Source organism: Candidatus Pelagibacter sp. Uisw_127, from assembly GCF_047722515.1.
GTDB lineage: Bacteria > Pseudomonadota > Alphaproteobacteria > Pelagibacterales > Pelagibacteraceae > Pelagibacter.
The window spans coordinates 59,857-78,828 of the sequence record NZ_CP159815.1 but is presented as its reverse complement, the minus strand read 5'-3'; the positions used below and the strand labels follow the sequence as shown (position 1 = coordinate 78,828).

Sequence of the window (18,972 nt, the reverse complement as noted above, 5' to 3'; positions counted from 1 at the left end):
ATGCTGTACTTAGAAACCTTGATATTGTTAAGATTATTTTAATTTACGTTAAGGATACTTTACTTAAAAAGTAGCTTAACTAATTTTTTAACCAAACTATTTTTTAAAGAAGATTTTGAAACCATCATACAGGCCTCTGACTTTAAAATCTCTCCATCTTTTAGCACCCTAAGATTATTTGCTTTAATGGTTTCACCTGTTGATGTGATATCTACTATAATTTCTGCACTACCAGTGAATGGCATCACCTCCGTACTGCCTAAGCTATTTACTAATTTAAACTGTGTAACCCCTTTTGAGAATAAAAATTCTTTTGTTAGATTTGGGTACTTTGTTCCTACTCTTAAACGTTTTTTCTTTTTGTCTTTAAACTGAAATGCAATTTCTTCTAAATCAGCAACAGTTTGAACATCAATCCAAGGATCGGGAATAGCAACTACCAGCGTTGCTTTACCAAATCCATATTTTTTAACTACATTAATTTTGTTTTGAATATTTATTTCACTTTCTTTTAATAAATCATAGCCAGAAAAACCAAGATCTAACGATCCATCTCCAAGTCTTTCTATTATCTCTCTTGCATGCAAATATAATATTTTAACATTAGATAAGTTTTTAATAGATCCTAATAGATCTCTTTCTCCTCTTTCAGATATTAAATTTAATTTATTTTTTTTAAAAATTTTTAAAATATCCTTTCTAAGTCTACCTTTACTAGGTATGCCTATATTGATTAAATTAGTCATATTTATATTTTATAATTTCTTGTTGAAATTCTCTACTCATTCTATCTATTAATTCTATATCAAGTAATTTTTTGTAGTCATTATTTTTTCCTAAATTAAAGAAACTAAGTTTTTTATTTTTATCTTTTGAAATTATTGCTTCAGCAAAACCTTGATCATTTTCTAGTTTTTTAAGTTTTTCAAAACTACATGATTGAATAGATTTTTTTGCTTTTTCTCTATCGAACAATTTATTTGATTTAGTTGTTATATTTATAAATTTTATTACTTTTTTTAAAGTGCTAAATGTTTCATCTTGTAAATCTTCGTATCGAATTACCAAGGTAGGATACAGTTTATTATCAATCCAGCTTTTTTGATGAAAGGTCCATGAAAATAAAGCTGTAAAACCAACATAACTCTTAGCTTTTTTTTGAATGATTGCTTTTTTTTCAGTTTTCATAAACTCAAACGCCTCTTCCAAATTTAACTGGTAGTGATGAGCTAATGAAGTTATGACATTTCTTGGGTCTCTAATAATATATATAGCACCTAATGTATTTTGGGGATTTGTAAACCGATTACCATCAATTGCACATAAAGCACTATGTGTTTTGAAGAATCTGATTTTCTTATCAGCATTAATCTTATTTTGCTCTTGGAGCCAGTGTTTAGCTGTATCAGTAGGATTTAAAAATTCTTCTTTATGATCTTTAAAATGATCATAGCTTGGAAATTGATCAATATGCTTTAATAAATCAAATTTAAAATTACCATCTTTTGAAAAAAAGTATGTTGATAGTAAAGACCTTAGCCATGTGTTGCCACTTTTGGGGTATGAAGCCAGCCAAATAATCATTGAAAATTAACCGTTAAGGCCGCTCCTACTGCAGGAACTTGTTTTTTTGATCCAAGATCTGAAATTAATTTGTCATATCGTCCACCATTAATTATATTAATATTTTTAGAATTAAATTTAATATCAATTTTAAAAACCATGCCCGTGTAATACTCTAACTGACGGCCGAATGAGGCTGAAAATTGAACATTTAATTTTTGAATTTTATTTAATGAGGTTGGAAAATATTTTTGATCAACAACTAAGTTAATCTTATTCTTTTTAAAGAAGTCATTAAGTTTTTCAGCAGCTTGGTTAATTGGGCAATTAATCTTTAAAAACTCTTTAATAATTTTTGAAATATTTTTACCTTTGCTTGCTCTTCTTGGGTCTTTAATTTTATTGTTAAATCTCTTTAAAATTTCTTCTATAGAGCGTGCTGCAACAATAGTTTGCTGATTCTCTTTTAGCATTTTTAAATATTTTTTTTTATCTACTTCAACGATTGTTGGATCTACATCAGAGTTCGTCTCTAACCTTTTTAGTAAATCGTTAAAATAGTCTTCTCTCCAAAAGTGCCTTGAAAGTCTTAGTTTCCAACGCTTTGGAATATCTAACTTGGATATAAGAAGGTTAAAAATCTCAACATTTCCAATCTTCAAAGTTCCCGTTGAATAATTCAAATTTAATAAAGATTTTAAAGCAGTATTAATAATTTCTTTGTCATCATTTTTTTCATCTTTAGAGCCAATTATTTCAAAGCCTACTTGGTCTCTAATAATAGAATCTTTTTTATTATTAGACTTTCTGTAAGCCTGGCCGCTATAAAATATCTTTTCTTTACCTTTAAGGTTGTTTTCTAAATACCTCAAGCAAGATGCAATGGTTAGATCAGGTCTTAAACAAAGCTCACTGCCATTTTGATCAATGAATGAAAAAATAAATTTCCTAAAATTTTCCCCAGATCTTTGCACAATATGGTTAGCTTCAATTACTGAAGGTAAATCAATATACTTAAACCCTTTAGATTTTACTGATTTAAGAATTTTTTCAGATAAATTTTTTGATTTCATTAATTAAGTTTTCTTTTGAAAATGTAACTTGGTTGTTTTCACCTTTAGTGCCTAAAAGGTTTTTTAAAGTAATTGTATTATCTTTAAATTCATTTTCACCACAAATAACAGCCACCGGACATTGCTTTTTGTTAGCAAAAGTAAGCTGCTTGCCAAGGTTTTTTTTATAATCTAAAAATATTTCAGAGTTAATATTATTGTCTCTTAAAATTTTTAAAATCTCATAATAATTTTTTAAATATTTTTCATTCATGACACAAACAAGGACTGGTTTTTTTTCATCAGCTTCAATTTGATCAAGTTGCAACATAGCAAAAAGTAACCTATCCACCCCAATACTCATTCCAGTTCCTGGTATATCAACACCTTTAAATCTTGAGATTAGCTTATTGTATTGTCCGCCTGAACAAATACTTCCAATATCAACTTCTTTACCTTTACTATTTTTTGCTTTGAAATTTAAATTTGTTTCAACACAAAAACCATCATAATAAGCGAGTCCTCTAACAATAGTAAAATTAGTTTTAATCTGGTCTAGATAATCACCGTAACTCGCAATTTCTAATAAATCCTCTAACTCTTTAATTCCTTCTTGAGATAATGGATTTTTTAAATTGTTTTTTAATTCTTTTAAATCTTTTACTTTTAAGAAATTAATTATTAGTGAAGCTTGATCATCAGTTAAGTCAGCACCTTTAGTAACTGCTCCACTGATATCTACTCTCTCTTTTTTTAATAAATCTTCAACTCCTCTTAAACCGAAGCCAGGCTTATCTAATTTATCAATTGCCCTCATAACCTTTATTTTTTTTTCTTCAGATATTTTAAGGTCTTCAATTAACCCTTGAACAATTTTTCGATTGCTAATGTTAACAACGAACTGATCTTTTTTTAAACCACAAGCAAGAAGAGTGCTTGTAATTAAATTACAAAGTTCAGCATTTGCTTGGGCTGGGTTAACGTTACCAACTATATCGGCATCACATTGTAAAAAGCTTCTGTAACGGGCATTGCCTGCTTTTTCGTTTCTCCACACATCACCCATTTGGTATCTTTTATAAGGTAGTGGTAATTCTTGATTATTTTGTGCAACAAATCTAGCTAGCGGGCTTGATAAATCATATCGAAGAGTAATATTTTTTTCACCATCCTTAAATGAGAATACGTCAGACATAGGATTACTATCGTCATCTGCAAGAAATGATCCAATATTCTCAGAAATTTCAAATGAAGGAGTTTCAAGAGCACCAAAGCCAAATTTTACAAAATTAGCTTCAATTATATTAATTAACTTTTTCTTGATAATTAATTTCTTGCCCCATCGATCTTCAAATCCTGAGGGTAACCCAGGAATTAATTTATTTTCTTTATTCATTTTTTTGGTACCCGCGCTTGGAATCGAACCAAATCCTATAGTTCCACAAACTATCGTACTAACCGTTATACTACGCAGGCATTACTTGTTATTATATTATTTTTGTGTGGATTTAAAATTATATTATAAATAAATAGCCTATAGGCTATGGAAACAAATTCTATGAGTACTTTTTAAAGTTTTTCTATATGTAATATTTATAATCATTGGCAATCTTTTAGACAATTCCGAATAATATTCAATAATAATTTGGATTTTTTTTAGGGTGATGGTGGTGGCCCCAACTGGACTCGAACCAGTGACACACGGATTTTCAATCCGATGCTCTACCAACTGAGCTACAGGGCCCCATATTAACCTCTAAAAGTGATACGACCTTTGGTCAAATCGTAAGGCGTCATTTCTACTTGAACCTTATCACCTTGAAGTACTCTAATTCTATTCTTACGTAATTTGCCAGCAGCATGCGCTGTAACAATATGGCCGTTTTCTAATTTAACTCTGAACATTGCGTTTGGAAGTAGATCCTCAACAATTCCTGAGAACGACAGCATTTCTTGTTTTGACAAATTTATTTTCTCCTAATTCTTTTTTCTACTGATCTAGCGTGTCCCACTAAACCCTCGTAGTTTGCAAGTGTTATAACTGATGGACCAAGGGTTTCAATCCCTTTTTTTGATAGATTTATATATGAAATTCTTTTGTAAAACTCATTAACACTAACGCCACTTGAATATCTTGCTGACGAATTAGTTGGTAATACGTGATTAGAACCAACATTATAATCCGTCATAGCCATTACAGCATACTTACCTAAACAAATAGATCCTGAGTTTTTAATTTTTCTAACCATATTTTTATAGTTTTTAATATTAAGCTCTAAATGTTCTGGTGCAATTTTATTTACAGTATCAATAATTTTTTGATCAGATGACATATGAATTAAAATTCCATTATTAATCAAGCTACTTTTTGCAATTGTTGATCTTGGTAAATCTTTCAATTGTTTATTAATTTCTTCATTAACTTTTTTGATAGTCAATTTATCTTTTGAAATTAAAATACATTGAGCAAGATTATCATGTTCTGCTTGCCCTATAAGATCACTTGCTATCCATTCTGGATTTGAGAACTTATCACATACTATTGTCACCTCTGAAGGTCCAGCAGTCATCCCTTCAATTCCTACATCACCAAAGACTTCTTTTTTGGCAGCCGCTACATAAGAGTTTCCTGGGCCTACAATTTTATCAACTTTTTTAATTTTTTTAGTACCATATGCACCTGCTGCAATCGCTGATGGCCCACCTATTGAATAGATCTCTTTAATTTTACATTTTCTTGCGGCGTATAATACAGCTGGATTTTGTTTTCCTTTTTGACCTGGATTAATCATCACTAACCTTTTAACACCCGCAACAAGAGCTGGAATTGCATTCATTAAAACACTTGATGGGTATGAAGCTGTTGAACCTGGCACATAAATTGCAACTGATTCAATTGGAACATATTTATATTCCAATTTATTTTGTAATTTGTCAGTATAAGAAATATCTTTGAATTTTTGTAAAGAGTGAAATTTATAAATTCTATTATAAGCAAGATCAATTGCTTTTTTAACTTTTGGGTCTAGGGACTTTATAACTTTAGTTATTTTTTTAGGATTTGGAATAATAATACTATTTTTGTTAAATTTTTTTTCATATTTTAAAACAGCTTTATCCCCATTTTTTTTAACATCTGTAATAATTTTAGTAACTGAAACTGAGTTAAGCTGGACTTTATTTTTTCTTTTAGATAGCAGTTTATCTAAAACTACATTAAAGCTTTTAATTTTACTGTCTAATATTTTAATCATTAATCAATTTTATTTTGATCATCAAGAGTTACTTCAATTATTTCTGTCGATAAAGTTATATATGCATTATTAGTAAAAATTAAGCTAATCTCATAATTGTTATTATTTTTTAAATAATCCATAGTTATCAATTCAAGTTTTTGGTCAACATCGTCTTGTTTTATATTCTTGGATTTAACATTATCTACAAACTCAAATTTACAGATACTATTTACTTTTTTACTCTCATTTTCTGTTTCAATTTTTGTTCGCTTTAAAGATAATAAGAAAACCTTATTTTTTTGAAGATATTTGATTTCGCTAACTTTGATCTCAGCTCCAGCACAACATGCTGAAATCATTTGTAAACCTTCATTATCATTTGCAATAATTTTTGATAAATATTTTTTTTTCATTAATTAACTCTTCTAATTTTGGCGCCTACTTTTTTTAACTTCTTTTCTATGTTCTCGTACCCTCTATCAAGGTGATATATTCTATTAATTACAGACTTTCCTTTGGCTGTAAGTGCAGCAAGTATTAGTGAGACAGACGCTCTTAAATCTGTTGCCATTAGTTCTGCTGCTTCAAATTTAATATTTCCCTCTATTGTTGCTTTATTTCCATTAATAGAAATTTTTGCTCCCATTCTATTTAACTCTGCTACGTGCATAAATCTATTTTCAAATATTTCTTCTCTAATATAAGATTTCTTATTAGCCTTGCATAGTAGTACCATCATTTGCGCCTGTAGATCTGTTGGAAAATTAGGATAAGGAGATGTTTTAATATTTATGCTTTTAATTTTTTTACTTCCCTGAATAAGTATTTCATTTTTCTTTTGAATAATTTTTGCACCTATTTTTTTTAAAATATTGATTTCTGTGCTAATAATCTTTGGATCCATTCCTACAATCTTTAGATTTCCTTCAGTTAAAGCAGCAGCAATTAAGTAAGTACCTGCCTCTATTCTGTCTGGCATTACCTGATATTTTATTTCACTTAGATCCTTTACACCTTCAATTTTAATGGTTCTTTTTGCTGTCCATTTAATATTACAGCCCATCTTAATTAAAAAACTAACTAAGTCTTTAATTTCAGGCTCTATTGCACAATTTGATAATGTTGTTTTTCCTTTAGCTAAACAAGAGGCAATAATCAAATTTTCAGTAGCACCAACTGAAATTTTTGGAAATTTTATATTTGCTCCAACCAATCCTTTGGGGGCATTTGCGTGAACATACCCTTGGATGATTTTATATTTTACTCCAAGTTTTGATAGTGCTTTTAAGTGAATATCAACTGGTCTTGTACCAATCGCGCAGCCACCAGGCAAGGATACTTTTGCCTTACCAAACTTTGCAAGTAATGGTCCTAAAACTAATATCCCTGCTCTCATAGTTTTAACCAAGCTATAAGCTGCAAAAGTTTTGGTTTGCTTATTGTTGTTAATAGTCAATATTTTTTTATTATCTTCAATTGCTGAACCTAAAGACTTTAATAATAGTATCATTGTTTCAATATCTTTTACCTTGGGGAGGTTTGTTAAATATATTTTTTTATCTGATAATAAAGTTGCAGCTAAGATTGGTAGGGACGCATTTTTAGAACCTGAAATTCTAATTTGTCCCTTGAGCTTTGCTGCTCCAAAGACTTCCAATTTTTTCATGATTATACTTTTGGTAAAGTTACTCCAGTTTGACCCATATATTTACCCTTGCGGTCAGCGTATGAAGTTTCTGGAGACTGATCTCCTTTTAGAAATAAAAATTGTGCAACTCCTTCGTTTGCATATATTTTTGCAGGCAGTGGAGTAGTATTTGAAAATTCTAGAGTAACGGTACCAAAAAACTCTGATTCAATCGGTGTTACGTTAACAATAATTCCAGTTCTTGCATATGTACTTTTACCCACAACAATACACATAACGTCTCTTGGAATTTTAAAAACTTCTATTGTGGTTCCTAGGGCAAAGGAATTTGGAGGGATAATAATATATTCAGAGCTTTTTTTTGTAACAAAGTTATCTGAAGTAAATTTTTTGGGGTCAACAATAGAAGAGTTTACATTGTGAAATATTTTAAATTCATCAGCTACTCTTGCATCATAGCCAAATGAACTTAGTCCATAGGAAATTTTACCGTCTCTTACCTGCTTATCTACAAAAGGATAAATCATTGCCTCTTCTAGTGCAAGTTTTCTTATAGATTTATCGGAAAGTATTGACATTATTTGCTTTTCTTTTTATTTTTTTTTTGAAAAATTTTTCTTTTTTTAAGGTTTTTTTTAAGTGCCAAACTTAATCTTTCATTTTTTTCTTTATCACTCATTATTTATCTGGATTAGTTAAAAAATCTAAAGTGATAGGCTTTGATGCATCTAAAGTTTTCTCTGGTTCCTCTTCTACTCTTGGACCTTCTTTAGCTTCACGCTTTGCTTTTTTTTCTGCAAGCTTCTTCTCTCTCTTAGCTTGCTTTTCCATTAGCTTGTTGCCTTTGGTAGATTTGTAATCGTAATGAATTCCCATAAAATTTTCCTCCGCTAGATATAAATCATTATATGAAAAAAATTAAGGCAATTTTTTGAAAAAATGATTTATTATAGAAATACTTCAATAAATACCAAAATAGCCCCTATAGTTAAATGGTATAACATGTCCATGGTAAGGATAAGTTTCAAGTTCGATTCTTGGTGGGGGCACCAGACTAATTCTTGTAGAATATTTTTTTAGCTATAATTGTGATTATTATTAAGAACACAAACGCAAGCATTGGAATATATATATCTGGCGAATATATCAAGTCAATGATTCTTGGAGCTTCTAAATTTTGTTCTATGATTTTTTCAAGTCCACTTCCAATTGAAACAACTAAAAATAGTGGTGGTGTTAACCCTATTAATGTTGCCCAAAAAAAATTGCTTGCTCTAACATTAAAAATACAAGGTAATACATTTGATAATGCAAAAGGAATACCCCCGATAAATCTATAAATTAAAAGGTAAATAAATTCTGATTTTTTAAATTTAACTTCTAAATTTTTAAATTTATTTAAAAACTTTTCTTTAATGATTTCTTTAAAAAAATAATTTCCAATGGTGTATAGAATTGTTGCTCCAATAGTCATTCCAATTATTAGAATAAAAGTTCCAAGCCACTTACCAAAAATAAACCCTGCTAGGAGTGCAGCTGGTAAACCAAATCCAGCCATTACAACCCAAACAATTGTAGCTATTAAAAATATTAGAGAAATTAAAAATAAATTGGTTTGCTTTAATCCAAAAAAATAATCTCTATTATTTTTAATGAATTCATAGCTGGTTAATTCTCCAAGGGTGAATTTTGATAAAAAAAAGTATAAAAATGATGAAACAGCTAGAAGATAAAATAAACCTAAAGTTATCTTAACTTTTTTTGATTTTTCCATAATTTACTAGTGGTATTATAAAATCTTCTGTTTGCTATTTATACATATAATTACTATAAAGGGCGGAATTTAAAAAAACTTAAACAAATCCTATGAAAAGAACATATCAACCCAAAGTTGGAAAGCGTCTTAAAAAACATGGTTTCAGATCAAAGATGGCAACTAAAGGTGGAAAAAAACTTCTTAAGAGAAGACGTGATAAGGGACGTAAGGATCTTACAGTGTCATCTACTCAAAAAAAGCCAAAAGGTAAATAAGCTAGACTAAATGAAAAGCAAAATTGTTGCTCTTTCTAAAAACGAAGATTTTAAAAATTTACTTAAGAAGAAAAAAATCTCAAATAAATATATTACCCTCTTTTTTGGTTCTCTTGAAGACAAAGATAATAAAAAACTAAATATCAGCTTTGTAGCTAAAAAAAAACTGATCCGTGGTGCCGTCAAAAGAAATAAAGTTAAAAGAAGATTAAGAAATATTATAAACGAAGCTGTAAAAAATATATCAATAAACTTTAACTATTCTTACCTCGTGATTGCGAAAATAACTATGCTAAACAACGAATATGCGCTAATAAAAGACACTTTATTTAAAGACATAGAAAAAATTAAGTAATGAATATTATATCAAACATTTTAATTGGCCTGATCAAATTTTATAAAATGGTTATTAACCCCTACCTAACTCCTTCGTGCAGATATCTTCCAACATGTTCAGAATATGCAATTGAATGCTTAAGAACATATGGGCTCATTAAAGGGGTTTCTAAAAGTACAAAAAGAATTTTTTCATGTCACCCTATCAAAATATTAGGTGGTGGTGAAGGATTTGATCCGGTAAATAAAAAATTAAAGGCTAAAAAATAATGGATACTAGAAACGTAATAGCAGCAATATCACTATCAGCAGCAGTTATTATTTTATACTCTCTTTTTTTTCAGCCTGACCCTGCAATTATCAAGCAAAATTTAGCTGAACAAAAAAAAATTGAAAATAATACTGATACTCCTAGCTTAGATAAAAATGAAAACTTCTCAAAACTTTCAAGAGCAGATGCTTTAAAAGAAAATGATAGAATTCAATTTGAAAATGGTAGTGTTGTTGGATCTATTTCTTTAAAAGGTGCAGCAATAGATGATTTAACTTTCAAAGAATATAATGTTGAACTTAATGGAGGTGATAAAATAACTCTATTGAGCCCAAGAAATGTTGAAGATGGTTACTTAATTGAAAGTGGCTTTGTAAGCACTAACAAAAATATAGACGTACCTGATTCTTCTACAGTTTGGAAAGTTTCTGGAAATAAAAGATTAACTAATAATAGTCCTGTAAAACTGACATGGAGTAACTCTCAAGACATTACATTCGAAAAATATATAAGCTTAGATGATCAATTCTTATTTACTGTAAAAGAAAAAATAATTAATGCATCAGATAAATCTTATAATTTTTATTCATATGGGCAAATTATTAGAAATAAATTACCAGAAATATCTGGTTTTTATATTTTACATGAGGGGTTTCTATCTGTACTTGACGATCAGTTAATTGAAGAAGATTACGACGATATTCAGGAAAAGAAGTTTACCCAAACTGCGCAAGAAGGATTTGTTGCTATTTCAGATAAGTTTTGGGTTACTTCGGTTATACCTCCTAAAGGTAAAGAGTTTAAAACAACTTTTGATTATAAAAATAAATTCAGAGCTAACTACATATCCACAAAAGGTATTGAGGTTAAAGCAAACAGCTCTATTGAAGAAAAAATTCAAATTATAGTTGCAGCTAAAAGAGTAAATGTCATTGATGGTTATGCTGAAAGTCTAAATATCAATAAATTTGATCTAGCGATTGATTGGGGCTTTATGTATTTTATAACTAAACCTTTATTTTTTGTATTGGACTACTTCTTTAAATTGCTTGGCAATTATGGTTTAGCAATTATTGCTGTTACAGTTTGTATTAGATTGGCTTTCTTTCCTCTCGCTAACTTTAGCTTTAAGTCGATGGGAAAGATGAAGTTATTAGCTCCTGAAATGGCTAGATTAAAAGAAATTCATAAAGACGATAAAATGAAATTACAACAAGCAATGATGGCTCTTTATAAAAAAGAAAAAGTTAACCCCATGAGTGGTTGTCTGCCTATCCTAGTTCAGATTCCAGTTTTCTTTGCTTTATACAAAGTTTTATTTGTAACTATTGAAATGAGACACATGCCTTTTTACGGATGGATACACGACTTAAGTGATAGAGATCCAACATCTTTATTTAATGTTTTTGGTTTAATTCCTTGGGATCCACCTTCTTTCTTATTAATAGGTGCGTGGCCTATCATTATGGGTATTACTATGTTCATACAACAAAAGCTTAACCCAACCCCACCAGATCCAATACAGGCTAAAATTTTTATGTTCTTTCCAGTGTTTCTAACTGTAATTCTTGCACCATTTCCTGCAGGCCTTGTGATTTACTGGTCTTTTAATAATATATTTACAATGATTCAACAATATATTGTTCAAAGAAAAATGACTATTAAAACAACTTAAATGTTGTCGTTAAAAGAAACAGAGTTAATAAACATTTTACCTAAAGACGGTCCAACAGTTGAAGAGGTAAAAAAATACTTAGAAAAATATAATGATGAATTTATTGTCATTAAATGTGGTGGAAGTGTTTTAGTTGATCCAAAATTATTTGAAATTTTTATTAAAGATGTTGTTGTTTTAAACAAGCTCGGCTTTAATCCCATAATTGTTCACGGTGGTGGAAAAAGAATTAATAGCAAACTTGCAGCAGTTAGTATTAAAAGTAATTTTATTAATGGACTAAGAGTTACTGATAAAGATACTATCAATATAGTTGAGGATGTATTGATTGAATTTAACAAGGAAATTGTAGAGGCTTTAAGCGATCTATCCTGCAAGGCAAAAAGAATTACCACAAAAGAAAATAATATAATTACTGTCACACAGGAAAATAAAGACCTTGGTTTTGTGGGAACACCCACTAAAATTAACAAGGATTTCTTAAACGAAACTGTAAAATTGAATGAAGTACCAGTAGTTGCTCCTCTAGGGTTAGATAAAGATAATCAGACTTTTAATATCAATGCTGACACTGCAGCAGGCTCGATTGCAATTGAGTTAAAAGCTAGAAGATTAATGATTATTAGCGATGTACAAGGCGTATTAGATAATGAAAAAAAACTAATACCTGAAATTAACTCTCAAAAAGCTAAAGAATTAATTGATCAAAAGGTTATATCTGGTGGCATGATACCTAAAATTAACAATTGTCTAAATGTTGCAAGTAACGGGGTTAAAGGGGTAGTGATAATTGATGGAAGAAAAAATCACTCAATTCTTTTTGAGCTATTATCTGATAAAGGTTCTGGAACTTTAATTAGAGAATGAAAAATTTACTTAATATAAAATACTGGTTATTTGATCTTGATAACACTCTTTATAGCGGTCAAACAAAAGTTTTTTCAGAGGTTGATAAGAAGATGTCTTCCTTCATTTCAAAAAAATTTAATGTAGCTTTAACTAAAGCAAGAGAAATTCAAAAAGAGTACTTCTACGAATATGGAACAACATTATCAGGGTTAATGAATCATGATAAAATTGATCCACATGAATTTCTTGAATTTGTTCACGATATAGATATTAGCTGGCTTCCCAGAGATGAGCTATTGCGAGAAGAATTAATTAAAATTAAGGAAAAGAAATATATTTTTACAAATGGTTCTCATGCTCATGTTGAAAACGTAACTAAACAACTGGGTATAGATGGCTTGTTTGATGGAGCATTTGATATTGTTGATGCCAACTTTATCCCAAAACCGAAAATTGAACCTTACAAAAAAATTGTAGAAAAATTTGATTTAGATCCAACAAAATCAATATTGATTGAAGATATTGCTCATAATTTAGAACAAGCTAAAAATCTAGGAATGAAAACTTGTTGGCTTGAAAATGATGAGGCTTTTGCAAAAAAAGATGCCCATAAACCTTATATTGATTATAAGATTAAGATCTTGCCTTCTTTTCTTCAAGAAATTAATATATTAAAAGCACAATAAAAATAACCTACAAAAGATAAGTTAAAACTATGAAAGAATTTGAAAACATTATCAATACAGCTTGGAACAATAAAGATTCAATTAATGGTCAATCAGACCAATCAATATTGAATGCAGTTAAAGAAACAATTGAACTTGTTGATAAAGGTGTTTTAAGAGTTGCTGAAAAAAAAGATAATGAGTGGGTAGTTCACCAGTGGATTAAAAAAGCAATCCTTTTAAGTTTTAAAACTAACGAAATGCAAACTCTTGCAGGCCCTTACGCTACATGGTGGGATAAGGTTAAAGGAAAAACTGCAGGCTGGGGGAGAGAAGAACACAAAAAAGCTGGATTTAGAATGGTGCCTAATGGAGTGGTTAGACACGGATCTTTCATTGGGAAAAATGTTGTCTTGATGCCTTCATTTGTAAACATTGGAGCTTATGTAGATGAGGGAACTATGGTCGATACTTGGGCGTCAATTGGGTCTTGTGCTCAAATAGGAAAGAACTGTCACATATCTGGTGGTGCTGGAATTGGTGGGGTATTAGAGCCAATGCAGGCTAACCCAACAATTGTTGAGGATAACTGTTTTGTTGGCGCTCGTTCTGAAATAGTTGAAGGAGTGATCGTAGGTGAAGGGTCAGTTTTATCTATGGGTGTATTTATTGGTCAATCTACAAAAATTGTTTACAGAGAAACTGGTGAAGTAATCTATGGAAAAATTCCACCTTACTCAGTTATAGTTCCAGGTAGCTTACCAAGCAAAGATAGTAAGGGTCCTGCTTTATATTGTGCGGTAATAATTAAACAAGTTGATGAAAAAACTAGATCTAAAACTTCTATTAACGATCTATTGAGAGACTAAATGCCAACTTATAATGAAATTACATTAGCAAAAGAGCTAATAAGATTTCCAAGTATTACACCTGTTGATGTAGGTGTAATGAAATTCTTAGCCAATAAACTGACCACTATTGGATTTAAGTGTAAAATATTAGAATTTAAGGACAAAAATTCTAAACCAGTTAAAAATTTATATGCAAGATTAGGTAATGCACAACCAAACTTTATGTTTGCAGGTCACTTGGATGTGGTACCTCCAGGAAATTTAAAAGATTGGACCGTAAAACCATTTAGTCCTGCTATTAAAAAAAACCACTTAATTGGAAGAGGTGCAAATGATATGAAAGGTGCAATAGCAAGTTGGGTTGTTGCAGTGAATAACTTTATATCAAATAATAAAAAATTTAAGGGTTCTATTAGTTTATTGATTACAGGTGATGAAGAAGGTGTTGCAATCAACGGTACCAAAAAAGTAGTTGATTACCTAAAGAAGAAAAAAGAAAAAATAGATTTTTGTTTAGTTGGAGAGCCTACTAACCCTAATAAACTTGGTGAAATGATTAAAATTGGTAGAAGAGGAAGTATGAACGCAGAGTTAACTATAATTGGAACTCAAGGCCACGTTGCCTATCCTCATCGTGCTAACAACCCATCAACTACAATGATCAAAATACTAAATGAAATAAAAAAAATAAAATTTGATAAAGGAACAAAAGATTTTCAACCAACAAATTTAGAAGTAACTAAAATTAATATCAATAATACTGCTGACAACGTTATTCCAAGTGTTGCTAGAGCTTCATTTAACATAAGATTTAACAATAAACACACGTCCTCTAGCTTAAAAAATAGATTAAATAAAATTTTTAAAAAAATTACCAAAAAAGATAAGTCTAATTTTAAAATAGAATACCGTGTATCAGGTGAAGCTTTTTTAACTAAACCTAATAAAACTACTTACATGATTCAAAATGTCATAAAAAAAATTACAAAAATTAAACCACAACTATCTACAACAGGCGGAACTTCTGATGCGAGATTCATTAGAAAAATTGCTCCATGTTTAGAATTTGGTCTAGTAGGCAAAACAATGCATAAAGTAGATGAGGCAGTATCTATTTCAGATTTAAAAAAGTTAACTAAGATATATTCTAGTATTTTAGAAAATTATTTCTAAATGAAAACTGGTTTAATAACCTCTGATACTTATCAAAATCACAATACAGGCGACGGGCATCCAGAAAAAATTGATAGAGTTACTGCGGTAATTGACAATTTTAAAAAGTTAGATAATAAAAATTTGATTTGGAAAAAACCTTCAAAATTTGACAGATCACTTTTAGAAATAACTCACAATTCTGATTATATAAATTTTGTAGAATCATCTTTTCCAAAGAAAGGATTGTCTTTTTTAGATGGAGATACAATTGTCTCTCCAGGCAGTAAGGAGGCTACTTCAGATGCTGTAGGATCAATCATTACGGCTATTGATGGTGTTCAAAATAATGAATTTAAAAATGCTTTTTGTGCAGTCAGACCTCCTGGACACCATGCAGAAAAAAATAAAGCTATGGGTTTTTGTATTTATAACAATGTAGCTGTTGGAGCTAATTACCTAATAGATAAATATAAACTTAATAAAATTGCAATCATTGATTTTGACGTTCATCATGGAAACGGAACGCAAGACATTTTCTATGACGATGAGAAAGTTTTATATATTTCAACTCATCAATTCCCGTACTACCCTGGATCTGGTACAGAACAAGAAAAAGGTAAACATAATAATATATTCAATATTCCACTACCTGCTGGCACGACCTCTGAGGAGTATTTAAGTGCTTATGAATATGTACTCAAAAAAATAGCTGAATTTAAACCTGAATTTATATTAATCTCTGCCGGTTTTGATGCCCATAAGGATGATCCATTAGCCCAATTTCAATTAGAGAGCAAAGATTTTTACGAAATCACCAAAAGAACTTTAGAGTCATCTAGATTATATTGTAATGGAAAAGTGGTCTCTATCCTAGAAGGTGGTTACGACCTCTTAGCACTTCAAGAAAGTACCGAGATGCATGTAAAAGCTTTAATAGAATTTGATTGATAATTTCTCAATAGACATTAAAGAACTCATGATGAAACTTTATAGAATTCAAAAATCTGACATCGATAAAAAGGGTCGTGGCCTTTATGCTGCAAAAGATATTAACGAAGGTACTAGAATTATTGATTATGTTGGTAAAATTATTACTAAAAAACAAACAGAAGAGACTGAAAGATTTGATAATGCGAAACCTATCTACTTATTTAACTTAAATAAGAAATATGACATGGATGGGGATGTTTCATGGAACCCTGCGCGTTTAATAAATCACTCTTGTTCTAATAACTGTGATTATAATGGAACAGGTTTAAAGTTATGGGTAGTTGCCATAAAGGATATTAAAAAAGGTGAAGAAATAACTGCTGATTATGGTTTTAGTTACGATGGAGACTATAAACAATTCTCATGTAAATGTCGTTCTAAAAACTGTTGTGGTTATATTGTTCGAGCTGAATCAAGATGGAGAATTAATAAAAAATTCAGTATTGGTCGACAAAAATCTAATAAATAACTTTTTCCAAAAACAAGCCTTCAGCTGGTGCAGGAGGAGCACAAAGTATTCTTTTTTTTGATTTAAAAACATAATCAAACTTTTTTAAATCCCACTTTTTTTCAGCTAGATATTTTAAGCAACCAACCATTGATCTAACTTGTTGTTGTAAAAATGATTGAGATTTAAATTGTATTTCAATTCTTCCTTTAATTGATTTTATTTTAATTGATTTCATAGTTCGAATTGGACTTTTAGCATTACAACTTGATGATCTAAATGCAGAAAAATCATTAGTGCCTAAAAGTTTTTTTGCACCCTCTTTCATTAAAGTAACATCTAGCTCTTTAATTATGTGCCACCCTCTTCCTTTTTCTAGAGAAGGTCTACTCAATCGATTAAAAATTATATATTTATAAATCCTTTGTTTTGCAGAAAATCTTGCATGAAAATTTATGTTTCTCTTTTTAATATTTATAATTGATACACTCGTATCATTTACAAAATGATTTACTGATTTTAAAAACTTATCTATGTTTTGAATTTCTTTTTTGCATTCGAAATGTGCTGATTGTTCAATGGCATGAACCCCTGAGTCTGTTCTTCCAGATCCAATTAATAATATTTTTTCTTTTAAAAGTTTAGATAGTTTTGTTTGAATTAATTTTTGAATTGATTTTCCTTTAGATTGAATTTGCCAACCAATAAAATTGGTTCCAACATATTCAATTAAAATTTGATATCTATGCATTACTTAATTTTGAACCTTTTTTAATTTGCGATCCAAGCATAAATTCACTAATATTTTGAGGCCTTTTCCCTTGTCTTTGAATTTCTAGAACTTTAATTGATTTTTTATTGCCACAACTAATCTCTAAATAGTTATCTAATACCTCTCCAATTTTACCTCTACCAAGAGCTAAACTTGCTTTTAAAATTTTGTATCTTTCCCCATTGTAAGTAAAAAAAGCACCAGGACTTGGATATAATCCATTTATTTTACCAATAATACTTTCTGCAGTTTCACCCCATTCTATTTGGCCTTCTGTTTTTTCAATTTTAGCTGCATAGCTTGCTTCATTATGATTCTGTTCTTTAAATTCTATTTTATCGTCTAGGATATTGTCAATATTATCCAATATTTTTTCCGCCGCTATTGTGGAAAGCTTTTCAGATATTGTTTCTGAATTATCATCAGTCATAATTTCTATTTTATAAGAATTACAAATAGGTCCTGAATCTAATTTTTCCTCTATTCTCATAACACTGATACCCGTTTCTTTTTCTAAATTCATAATTGATCTTTGAATAGGCGCTGCTCCTCTCCATTTTGGAAGGAGTGATGCGTGAATATTAATAAAACCTTTTTTAACTAAACTTAAATACTCTTTTGGAATAATTTGTCCGTAAGCAACCACAATTGCTATATCCGCATTTAATTTTTTTAAGTAATTATATTCTTCAGTATTGTTTTTTAATGAACTTGGTGTTCTGTATTCTATTTTTAGGGTTTCTGAAATTCCTTGAACAGGTGATTTATTAATCTTTTGTCCTCTTTGTGATTTTTGAGGTGGCTGTGTATACACCACTGATACTGAGTAACCATTTTGATATAATGATTTTAATATCGACACAGCAAATAATGGCGTACCCATAAATACAATTTTTTTTAACATTTTCTAGAAAATTTCTCTTTTAACCTTAATCTTAGAAAGTTTTTTTATAATCATTGATTTTTTTAATTTTGATAAATAATCAATAAACAAAATTCCCTCTAGATGATCCATTTCATGTTGAATGCAAGTTGCTAATAATCCATCTGCTTTTAATACTTGTTTTTTTCCATTATAGTCCAAATACTCAACTTCACATGAGTTGGGTCTTTCTATCTCTGCAAACTGGTCTGGTACAGATAAGCATCCTTCTTCATATTTTGCTTTCTCCTCATTTTTATTTTTTATAACTGGATTGACAAAATACCTTGGTTCTTTGTTATCTTCATCTCTACCAAGATCCATAACTATAATTCTTTTAGGAACTCCAATCTGAATAGCTGCAAGACCAATACCAGGAGCGTCATACATTGTATCAAGCATATCGTCCATTAGTGTTCTCTCAGCATCACCAACTTTATCAACACTCTTTGATATTTGACGTAATAACTTGTTTGGTTCTGTTAAAATTTTTTTAACTGACATAATT

General features: G+C 29.8%; 24 protein-coding genes and 3 tRNA genes. 11 read left to right on the top strand and 16 right to left on the bottom strand.

All coding sequences use genetic code 11. From position 1 onward, the window contains the following. Positions 1-59 precede the first annotated feature (59 nt). From hisG to ABXT65_RS00345, 12 genes are all read right to left on the bottom strand, one after another. The gene (gene hisG / locus ABXT65_RS00400) at positions 60-746 is read right to left on the bottom strand and encodes an ATP phosphoribosyltransferase (protein ID WP_415323532.1); all 687 of its coding nucleotides are present in this window, start codon (positions 744-746) and stop codon (positions 60-62) included. Further along, positions 739-1,584, bottom strand: a complete 846-nt coding sequence (locus ABXT65_RS00395; RefSeq protein WP_415323531.1) for a sulfotransferase domain-containing protein — start codon at positions 1,582-1,584, stop codon at positions 739-741. The genes hisG and ABXT65_RS00395 overlap by 8 nt, the downstream gene beginning before the upstream one ends. Continuing rightward, complete coding sequence (locus ABXT65_RS00390; protein ID WP_415323530.1) at positions 1,581-2,636, bottom strand: ATP phosphoribosyltransferase regulatory subunit; 1,056 nt, start codon at positions 2,634-2,636, stop codon at positions 1,581-1,583. The genes ABXT65_RS00395 and ABXT65_RS00390 overlap by 4 nt, the downstream gene beginning before the upstream one ends. Next, on the bottom strand, positions 2,614-4,011 hold the full coding sequence (gene hisS, locus ABXT65_RS00385) for a histidine--tRNA ligase (RefSeq protein WP_415323529.1): 1,398 nt from the start codon (positions 4,009-4,011) through the stop codon (positions 2,614-2,616). The genes ABXT65_RS00390 and hisS overlap by 23 nt, the downstream gene beginning before the upstream one ends. Positions 4,012-4,016: 5 nt before the next feature. Beyond that, positions 4,017-4,091, bottom strand: a tRNA-His gene (locus ABXT65_RS00380). 192 nt (positions 4,092-4,283) lie between these two features. Then, positions 4,284-4,359, bottom strand: a tRNA-Phe gene (locus tag ABXT65_RS00375). A gap of 5 nt (positions 4,360-4,364) precedes the next feature. After that, positions 4,365-4,580, bottom strand: coding sequence for a translation initiation factor IF-1 (gene infA, locus ABXT65_RS00370; protein ID WP_006997427.1), 216 nt, complete (start codon positions 4,578-4,580; stop codon positions 4,365-4,367). A 2-nt stretch (positions 4,581-4,582) separates the two neighbouring features. Then, positions 4,583-5,869 carry a histidinol dehydrogenase gene (hisD, locus tag ABXT65_RS00365; protein WP_415323528.1) on the bottom strand — a complete coding sequence of 429 codons (1,287 nt, stop codon included), beginning with the start codon at positions 5,867-5,869 and terminating at the stop codon, positions 4,583-4,585. After that, positions 5,869-6,264 carry a DUF2948 family protein gene (locus ABXT65_RS00360; protein WP_415323527.1) on the bottom strand — a complete coding sequence of 132 codons (396 nt, stop codon included), beginning with the start codon at positions 6,262-6,264 and terminating at the stop codon, positions 5,869-5,871. The genes hisD and ABXT65_RS00360 overlap by 1 nt, the downstream gene beginning before the upstream one ends. Continuing rightward, the gene (gene murA / locus ABXT65_RS00355; RefSeq protein ID WP_415323526.1) at positions 6,264-7,517 is read right to left on the bottom strand and encodes a UDP-N-acetylglucosamine 1-carboxyvinyltransferase; all 1,254 of its coding nucleotides are present in this window, start codon (positions 7,515-7,517) and stop codon (positions 6,264-6,266) included. Before murA ends, ABXT65_RS00360 begins: the two co-directional genes overlap by 1 nt. A gap of 2 nt (positions 7,518-7,519) precedes the next feature. Further along, entirely contained in the window at positions 7,520-8,077 is a 558-nt protein-coding gene (gene dcd, locus ABXT65_RS00350) for a dCTP deaminase (protein ID WP_415323525.1), read from the bottom strand. A 100-nt stretch (positions 8,078-8,177) separates the two neighbouring features. Next, positions 8,178-8,375, bottom strand: a complete 198-nt coding sequence (locus tag ABXT65_RS00345) for a hypothetical protein (RefSeq protein ID WP_415323524.1) — start codon at positions 8,373-8,375, stop codon at positions 8,178-8,180. 102 nt (positions 8,376-8,477) lie between these two features. On the opposite strand from ABXT65_RS00345, the gene ABXT65_RS00340 reads away from it, so the two are divergent. Next, positions 8,478-8,551, top strand: a tRNA-Thr gene (locus ABXT65_RS00340). 2 nt (positions 8,552-8,553) lie between these two features. Here the strand turns inward: ABXT65_RS00340 and ABXT65_RS00335 are convergent. Next, on the bottom strand, positions 8,554-9,273 hold the full coding sequence (locus tag ABXT65_RS00335; protein WP_415323523.1) for a TVP38/TMEM64 family protein: 720 nt from the start codon (positions 9,271-9,273) through the stop codon (positions 8,554-8,556). Positions 9,274-9,365: 92 nt separating this feature from the next. On the opposite strand from ABXT65_RS00335, the gene rpmH reads away from it, so the two are divergent. From rpmH to ABXT65_RS00285, 10 genes are read left to right on the top strand one after another with little or no spacing between them, the layout of a single operon-like run. Further along, positions 9,366-9,530: a 50S ribosomal protein L34 gene (gene rpmH / locus ABXT65_RS00330; RefSeq protein WP_415308528.1), complete on the top strand. Its 165-nt coding sequence runs from the start codon at positions 9,366-9,368 to the stop codon at positions 9,528-9,530. A gap of 10 nt (positions 9,531-9,540) precedes the next feature. Further along, positions 9,541-9,885, top strand: coding sequence for a ribonuclease P protein component (gene rnpA / locus ABXT65_RS00325; protein WP_415323522.1), 345 nt, complete (start codon positions 9,541-9,543; stop codon positions 9,883-9,885). Continuing rightward, on the top strand, positions 9,885-10,136 hold the full coding sequence (yidD, locus tag ABXT65_RS00320; protein ID WP_415323521.1) for a membrane protein insertion efficiency factor YidD: 252 nt from the start codon (positions 9,885-9,887) through the stop codon (positions 10,134-10,136). The genes rnpA and yidD overlap by 1 nt, the downstream gene beginning before the upstream one ends. Next, complete coding sequence (gene yidC / locus ABXT65_RS00315; RefSeq protein ID WP_415323520.1) at positions 10,136-11,812, top strand: membrane protein insertase YidC; 1,677 nt, start codon at positions 10,136-10,138, stop codon at positions 11,810-11,812. Before yidD ends, yidC begins: the two co-directional genes overlap by 1 nt. Continuing rightward, the gene (gene argB, locus ABXT65_RS00310; protein WP_415323519.1) at positions 11,813-12,679 is read left to right on the top strand and encodes an acetylglutamate kinase; all 867 of its coding nucleotides are present in this window, start codon (positions 11,813-11,815) and stop codon (positions 12,677-12,679) included. Then, positions 12,676-13,347 (top strand): pyrimidine 5'-nucleotidase, encoded by a 672-nt coding sequence (locus ABXT65_RS00305; RefSeq protein WP_415323518.1) that lies wholly within the window; start codon positions 12,676-12,678, stop codon positions 13,345-13,347. The genes argB and ABXT65_RS00305 overlap by 4 nt, the downstream gene beginning before the upstream one ends. A 29-nt stretch (positions 13,348-13,376) precedes the next feature. Beyond that, entirely contained in the window at positions 13,377-14,195 is an 819-nt protein-coding gene (gene dapD, locus ABXT65_RS00300) for a 2,3,4,5-tetrahydropyridine-2,6-dicarboxylate N-succinyltransferase (protein WP_415323517.1), read from the top strand. Then, positions 14,196-15,350 carry a succinyl-diaminopimelate desuccinylase gene (dapE, locus tag ABXT65_RS00295; protein ID WP_415323516.1) on the top strand — a complete coding sequence of 385 codons (1,155 nt, stop codon included), beginning with the start codon at positions 14,196-14,198 and terminating at the stop codon, positions 15,348-15,350. Continuing rightward, complete coding sequence (locus tag ABXT65_RS00290) at positions 15,351-16,280, top strand: histone deacetylase family protein (protein WP_415323515.1); 930 nt, start codon at positions 15,351-15,353, stop codon at positions 16,278-16,280. Next, entirely contained in the window at positions 16,273-16,791 is a 519-nt protein-coding gene (locus ABXT65_RS00285; RefSeq protein ID WP_415323514.1) for an SET domain-containing protein, read from the top strand. The genes ABXT65_RS00290 and ABXT65_RS00285 overlap by 8 nt, the downstream gene beginning before the upstream one ends. Here the strand turns inward: ABXT65_RS00285 and truA are convergent. The 3 genes from truA to def are packed head-to-tail and all read right to left on the bottom strand — an operon-like array spanning position 16,781 to position 18,968. Beyond that, entirely contained in the window at positions 16,781-17,521 is a 741-nt protein-coding gene (gene truA / locus ABXT65_RS00280; RefSeq protein ID WP_415323513.1) for a tRNA pseudouridine(38-40) synthase TruA, read from the bottom strand. The genes ABXT65_RS00285 and truA overlap by 11 nt on opposite strands. Then, on the bottom strand, positions 17,514-18,446 hold the full coding sequence (gene fmt, locus ABXT65_RS00275) for a methionyl-tRNA formyltransferase (protein WP_415323512.1): 933 nt from the start codon (positions 18,444-18,446) through the stop codon (positions 17,514-17,516). The genes truA and fmt overlap by 8 nt, the downstream gene beginning before the upstream one ends. Positions 18,447-18,449: 3 nt before the next feature. After that, the gene (def, locus tag ABXT65_RS00270) at positions 18,450-18,968 is read right to left on the bottom strand and encodes a peptide deformylase (RefSeq protein WP_415323511.1); all 519 of its coding nucleotides are present in this window, start codon (positions 18,966-18,968) and stop codon (positions 18,450-18,452) included. Between the last annotated feature and the right edge of the window lie 4 nt (positions 18,969-18,972).

Excerpts from the sequence above, each read along its gene's own strand:
- hisG (WP_415323532.1), bottom strand. The coding sequence starts at position 746 with ATGACTAATTTAATCAATATAGGCATACCTAGTAAAGGTAGACTTAGA.
- ABXT65_RS00395 (WP_415323531.1), bottom strand. The coding sequence starts at position 1,584 with ATGATTATTTGGCTGGCTTCATACCCCAAAAGTGGCAACACATGGCTA.
- ABXT65_RS00390 (WP_415323530.1), bottom strand. The coding sequence starts at position 2,636 with ATGAAATCAAAAAATTTATCTGAAAAAATTCTTAAATCAGTAAAATCT.
- hisS (WP_415323529.1), bottom strand. The coding sequence starts at position 4,011 with ATGAATAAAGAAAATAAATTAATTCCTGGGTTACCCTCAGGATTTGAA.
- hisD (WP_415323528.1), bottom strand. The coding sequence starts at position 5,869 with ATGATTAAAATATTAGACAGTAAAATTAAAAGCTTTAATGTAGTTTTA.
- ABXT65_RS00360 (WP_415323527.1), bottom strand. The coding sequence starts at position 6,264 with ATGAAAAAAAAATATTTATCAAAAATTATTGCAAATGATAATGAAGGT.
- murA (WP_415323526.1), bottom strand. The coding sequence starts at position 7,517 with ATGAAAAAATTGGAAGTCTTTGGAGCAGCAAAGCTCAAGGGACAAATT.
- dcd (WP_415323525.1), bottom strand. The coding sequence starts at position 8,077 with ATGTCAATACTTTCCGATAAATCTATAAGAAAACTTGCACTAGAAGAG.
- ABXT65_RS00345 (WP_415323524.1), bottom strand. The coding sequence starts at position 8,375 with ATGGGAATTCATTACGATTACAAATCTACCAAAGGCAACAAGCTAATG.
- ABXT65_RS00335 (WP_415323523.1), bottom strand. The coding sequence starts at position 9,273 with ATGGAAAAATCAAAAAAAGTTAAGATAACTTTAGGTTTATTTTATCTT.
- rpmH (WP_415308528.1), top strand. The coding sequence starts at position 9,366 with ATGAAAAGAACATATCAACCCAAAGTTGGAAAGCGTCTTAAAAAACAT.
- rnpA (WP_415323522.1), top strand. The coding sequence starts at position 9,541 with ATGAAAAGCAAAATTGTTGCTCTTTCTAAAAACGAAGATTTTAAAAAT.
- yidD (WP_415323521.1), top strand. The coding sequence starts at position 9,885 with ATGAATATTATATCAAACATTTTAATTGGCCTGATCAAATTTTATAAA.
- yidC (WP_415323520.1), top strand. The coding sequence starts at position 10,136 with ATGGATACTAGAAACGTAATAGCAGCAATATCACTATCAGCAGCAGTT.
- argB (WP_415323519.1), top strand. The coding sequence starts at position 11,813 with ATGTTGTCGTTAAAAGAAACAGAGTTAATAAACATTTTACCTAAAGAC.
- ABXT65_RS00305 (WP_415323518.1), top strand. The coding sequence starts at position 12,676 with ATGAAAAATTTACTTAATATAAAATACTGGTTATTTGATCTTGATAAC.
- dapD (WP_415323517.1), top strand. The coding sequence starts at position 13,377 with ATGAAAGAATTTGAAAACATTATCAATACAGCTTGGAACAATAAAGAT.
- dapE (WP_415323516.1), top strand. The coding sequence starts at position 14,196 with ATGCCAACTTATAATGAAATTACATTAGCAAAAGAGCTAATAAGATTT.
- ABXT65_RS00290 (WP_415323515.1), top strand. The coding sequence starts at position 15,351 with ATGAAAACTGGTTTAATAACCTCTGATACTTATCAAAATCACAATACA.
- truA (WP_415323513.1), bottom strand. The coding sequence starts at position 17,521 with ATGCATAGATATCAAATTTTAATTGAATATGTTGGAACCAATTTTATT.
- fmt (WP_415323512.1), bottom strand. The coding sequence starts at position 18,446 with ATGTTAAAAAAAATTGTATTTATGGGTACGCCATTATTTGCTGTGTCG.
- def (WP_415323511.1), bottom strand. The coding sequence starts at position 18,968 with ATGTCAGTTAAAAAAATTTTAACAGAACCAAACAAGTTATTACGTCAA.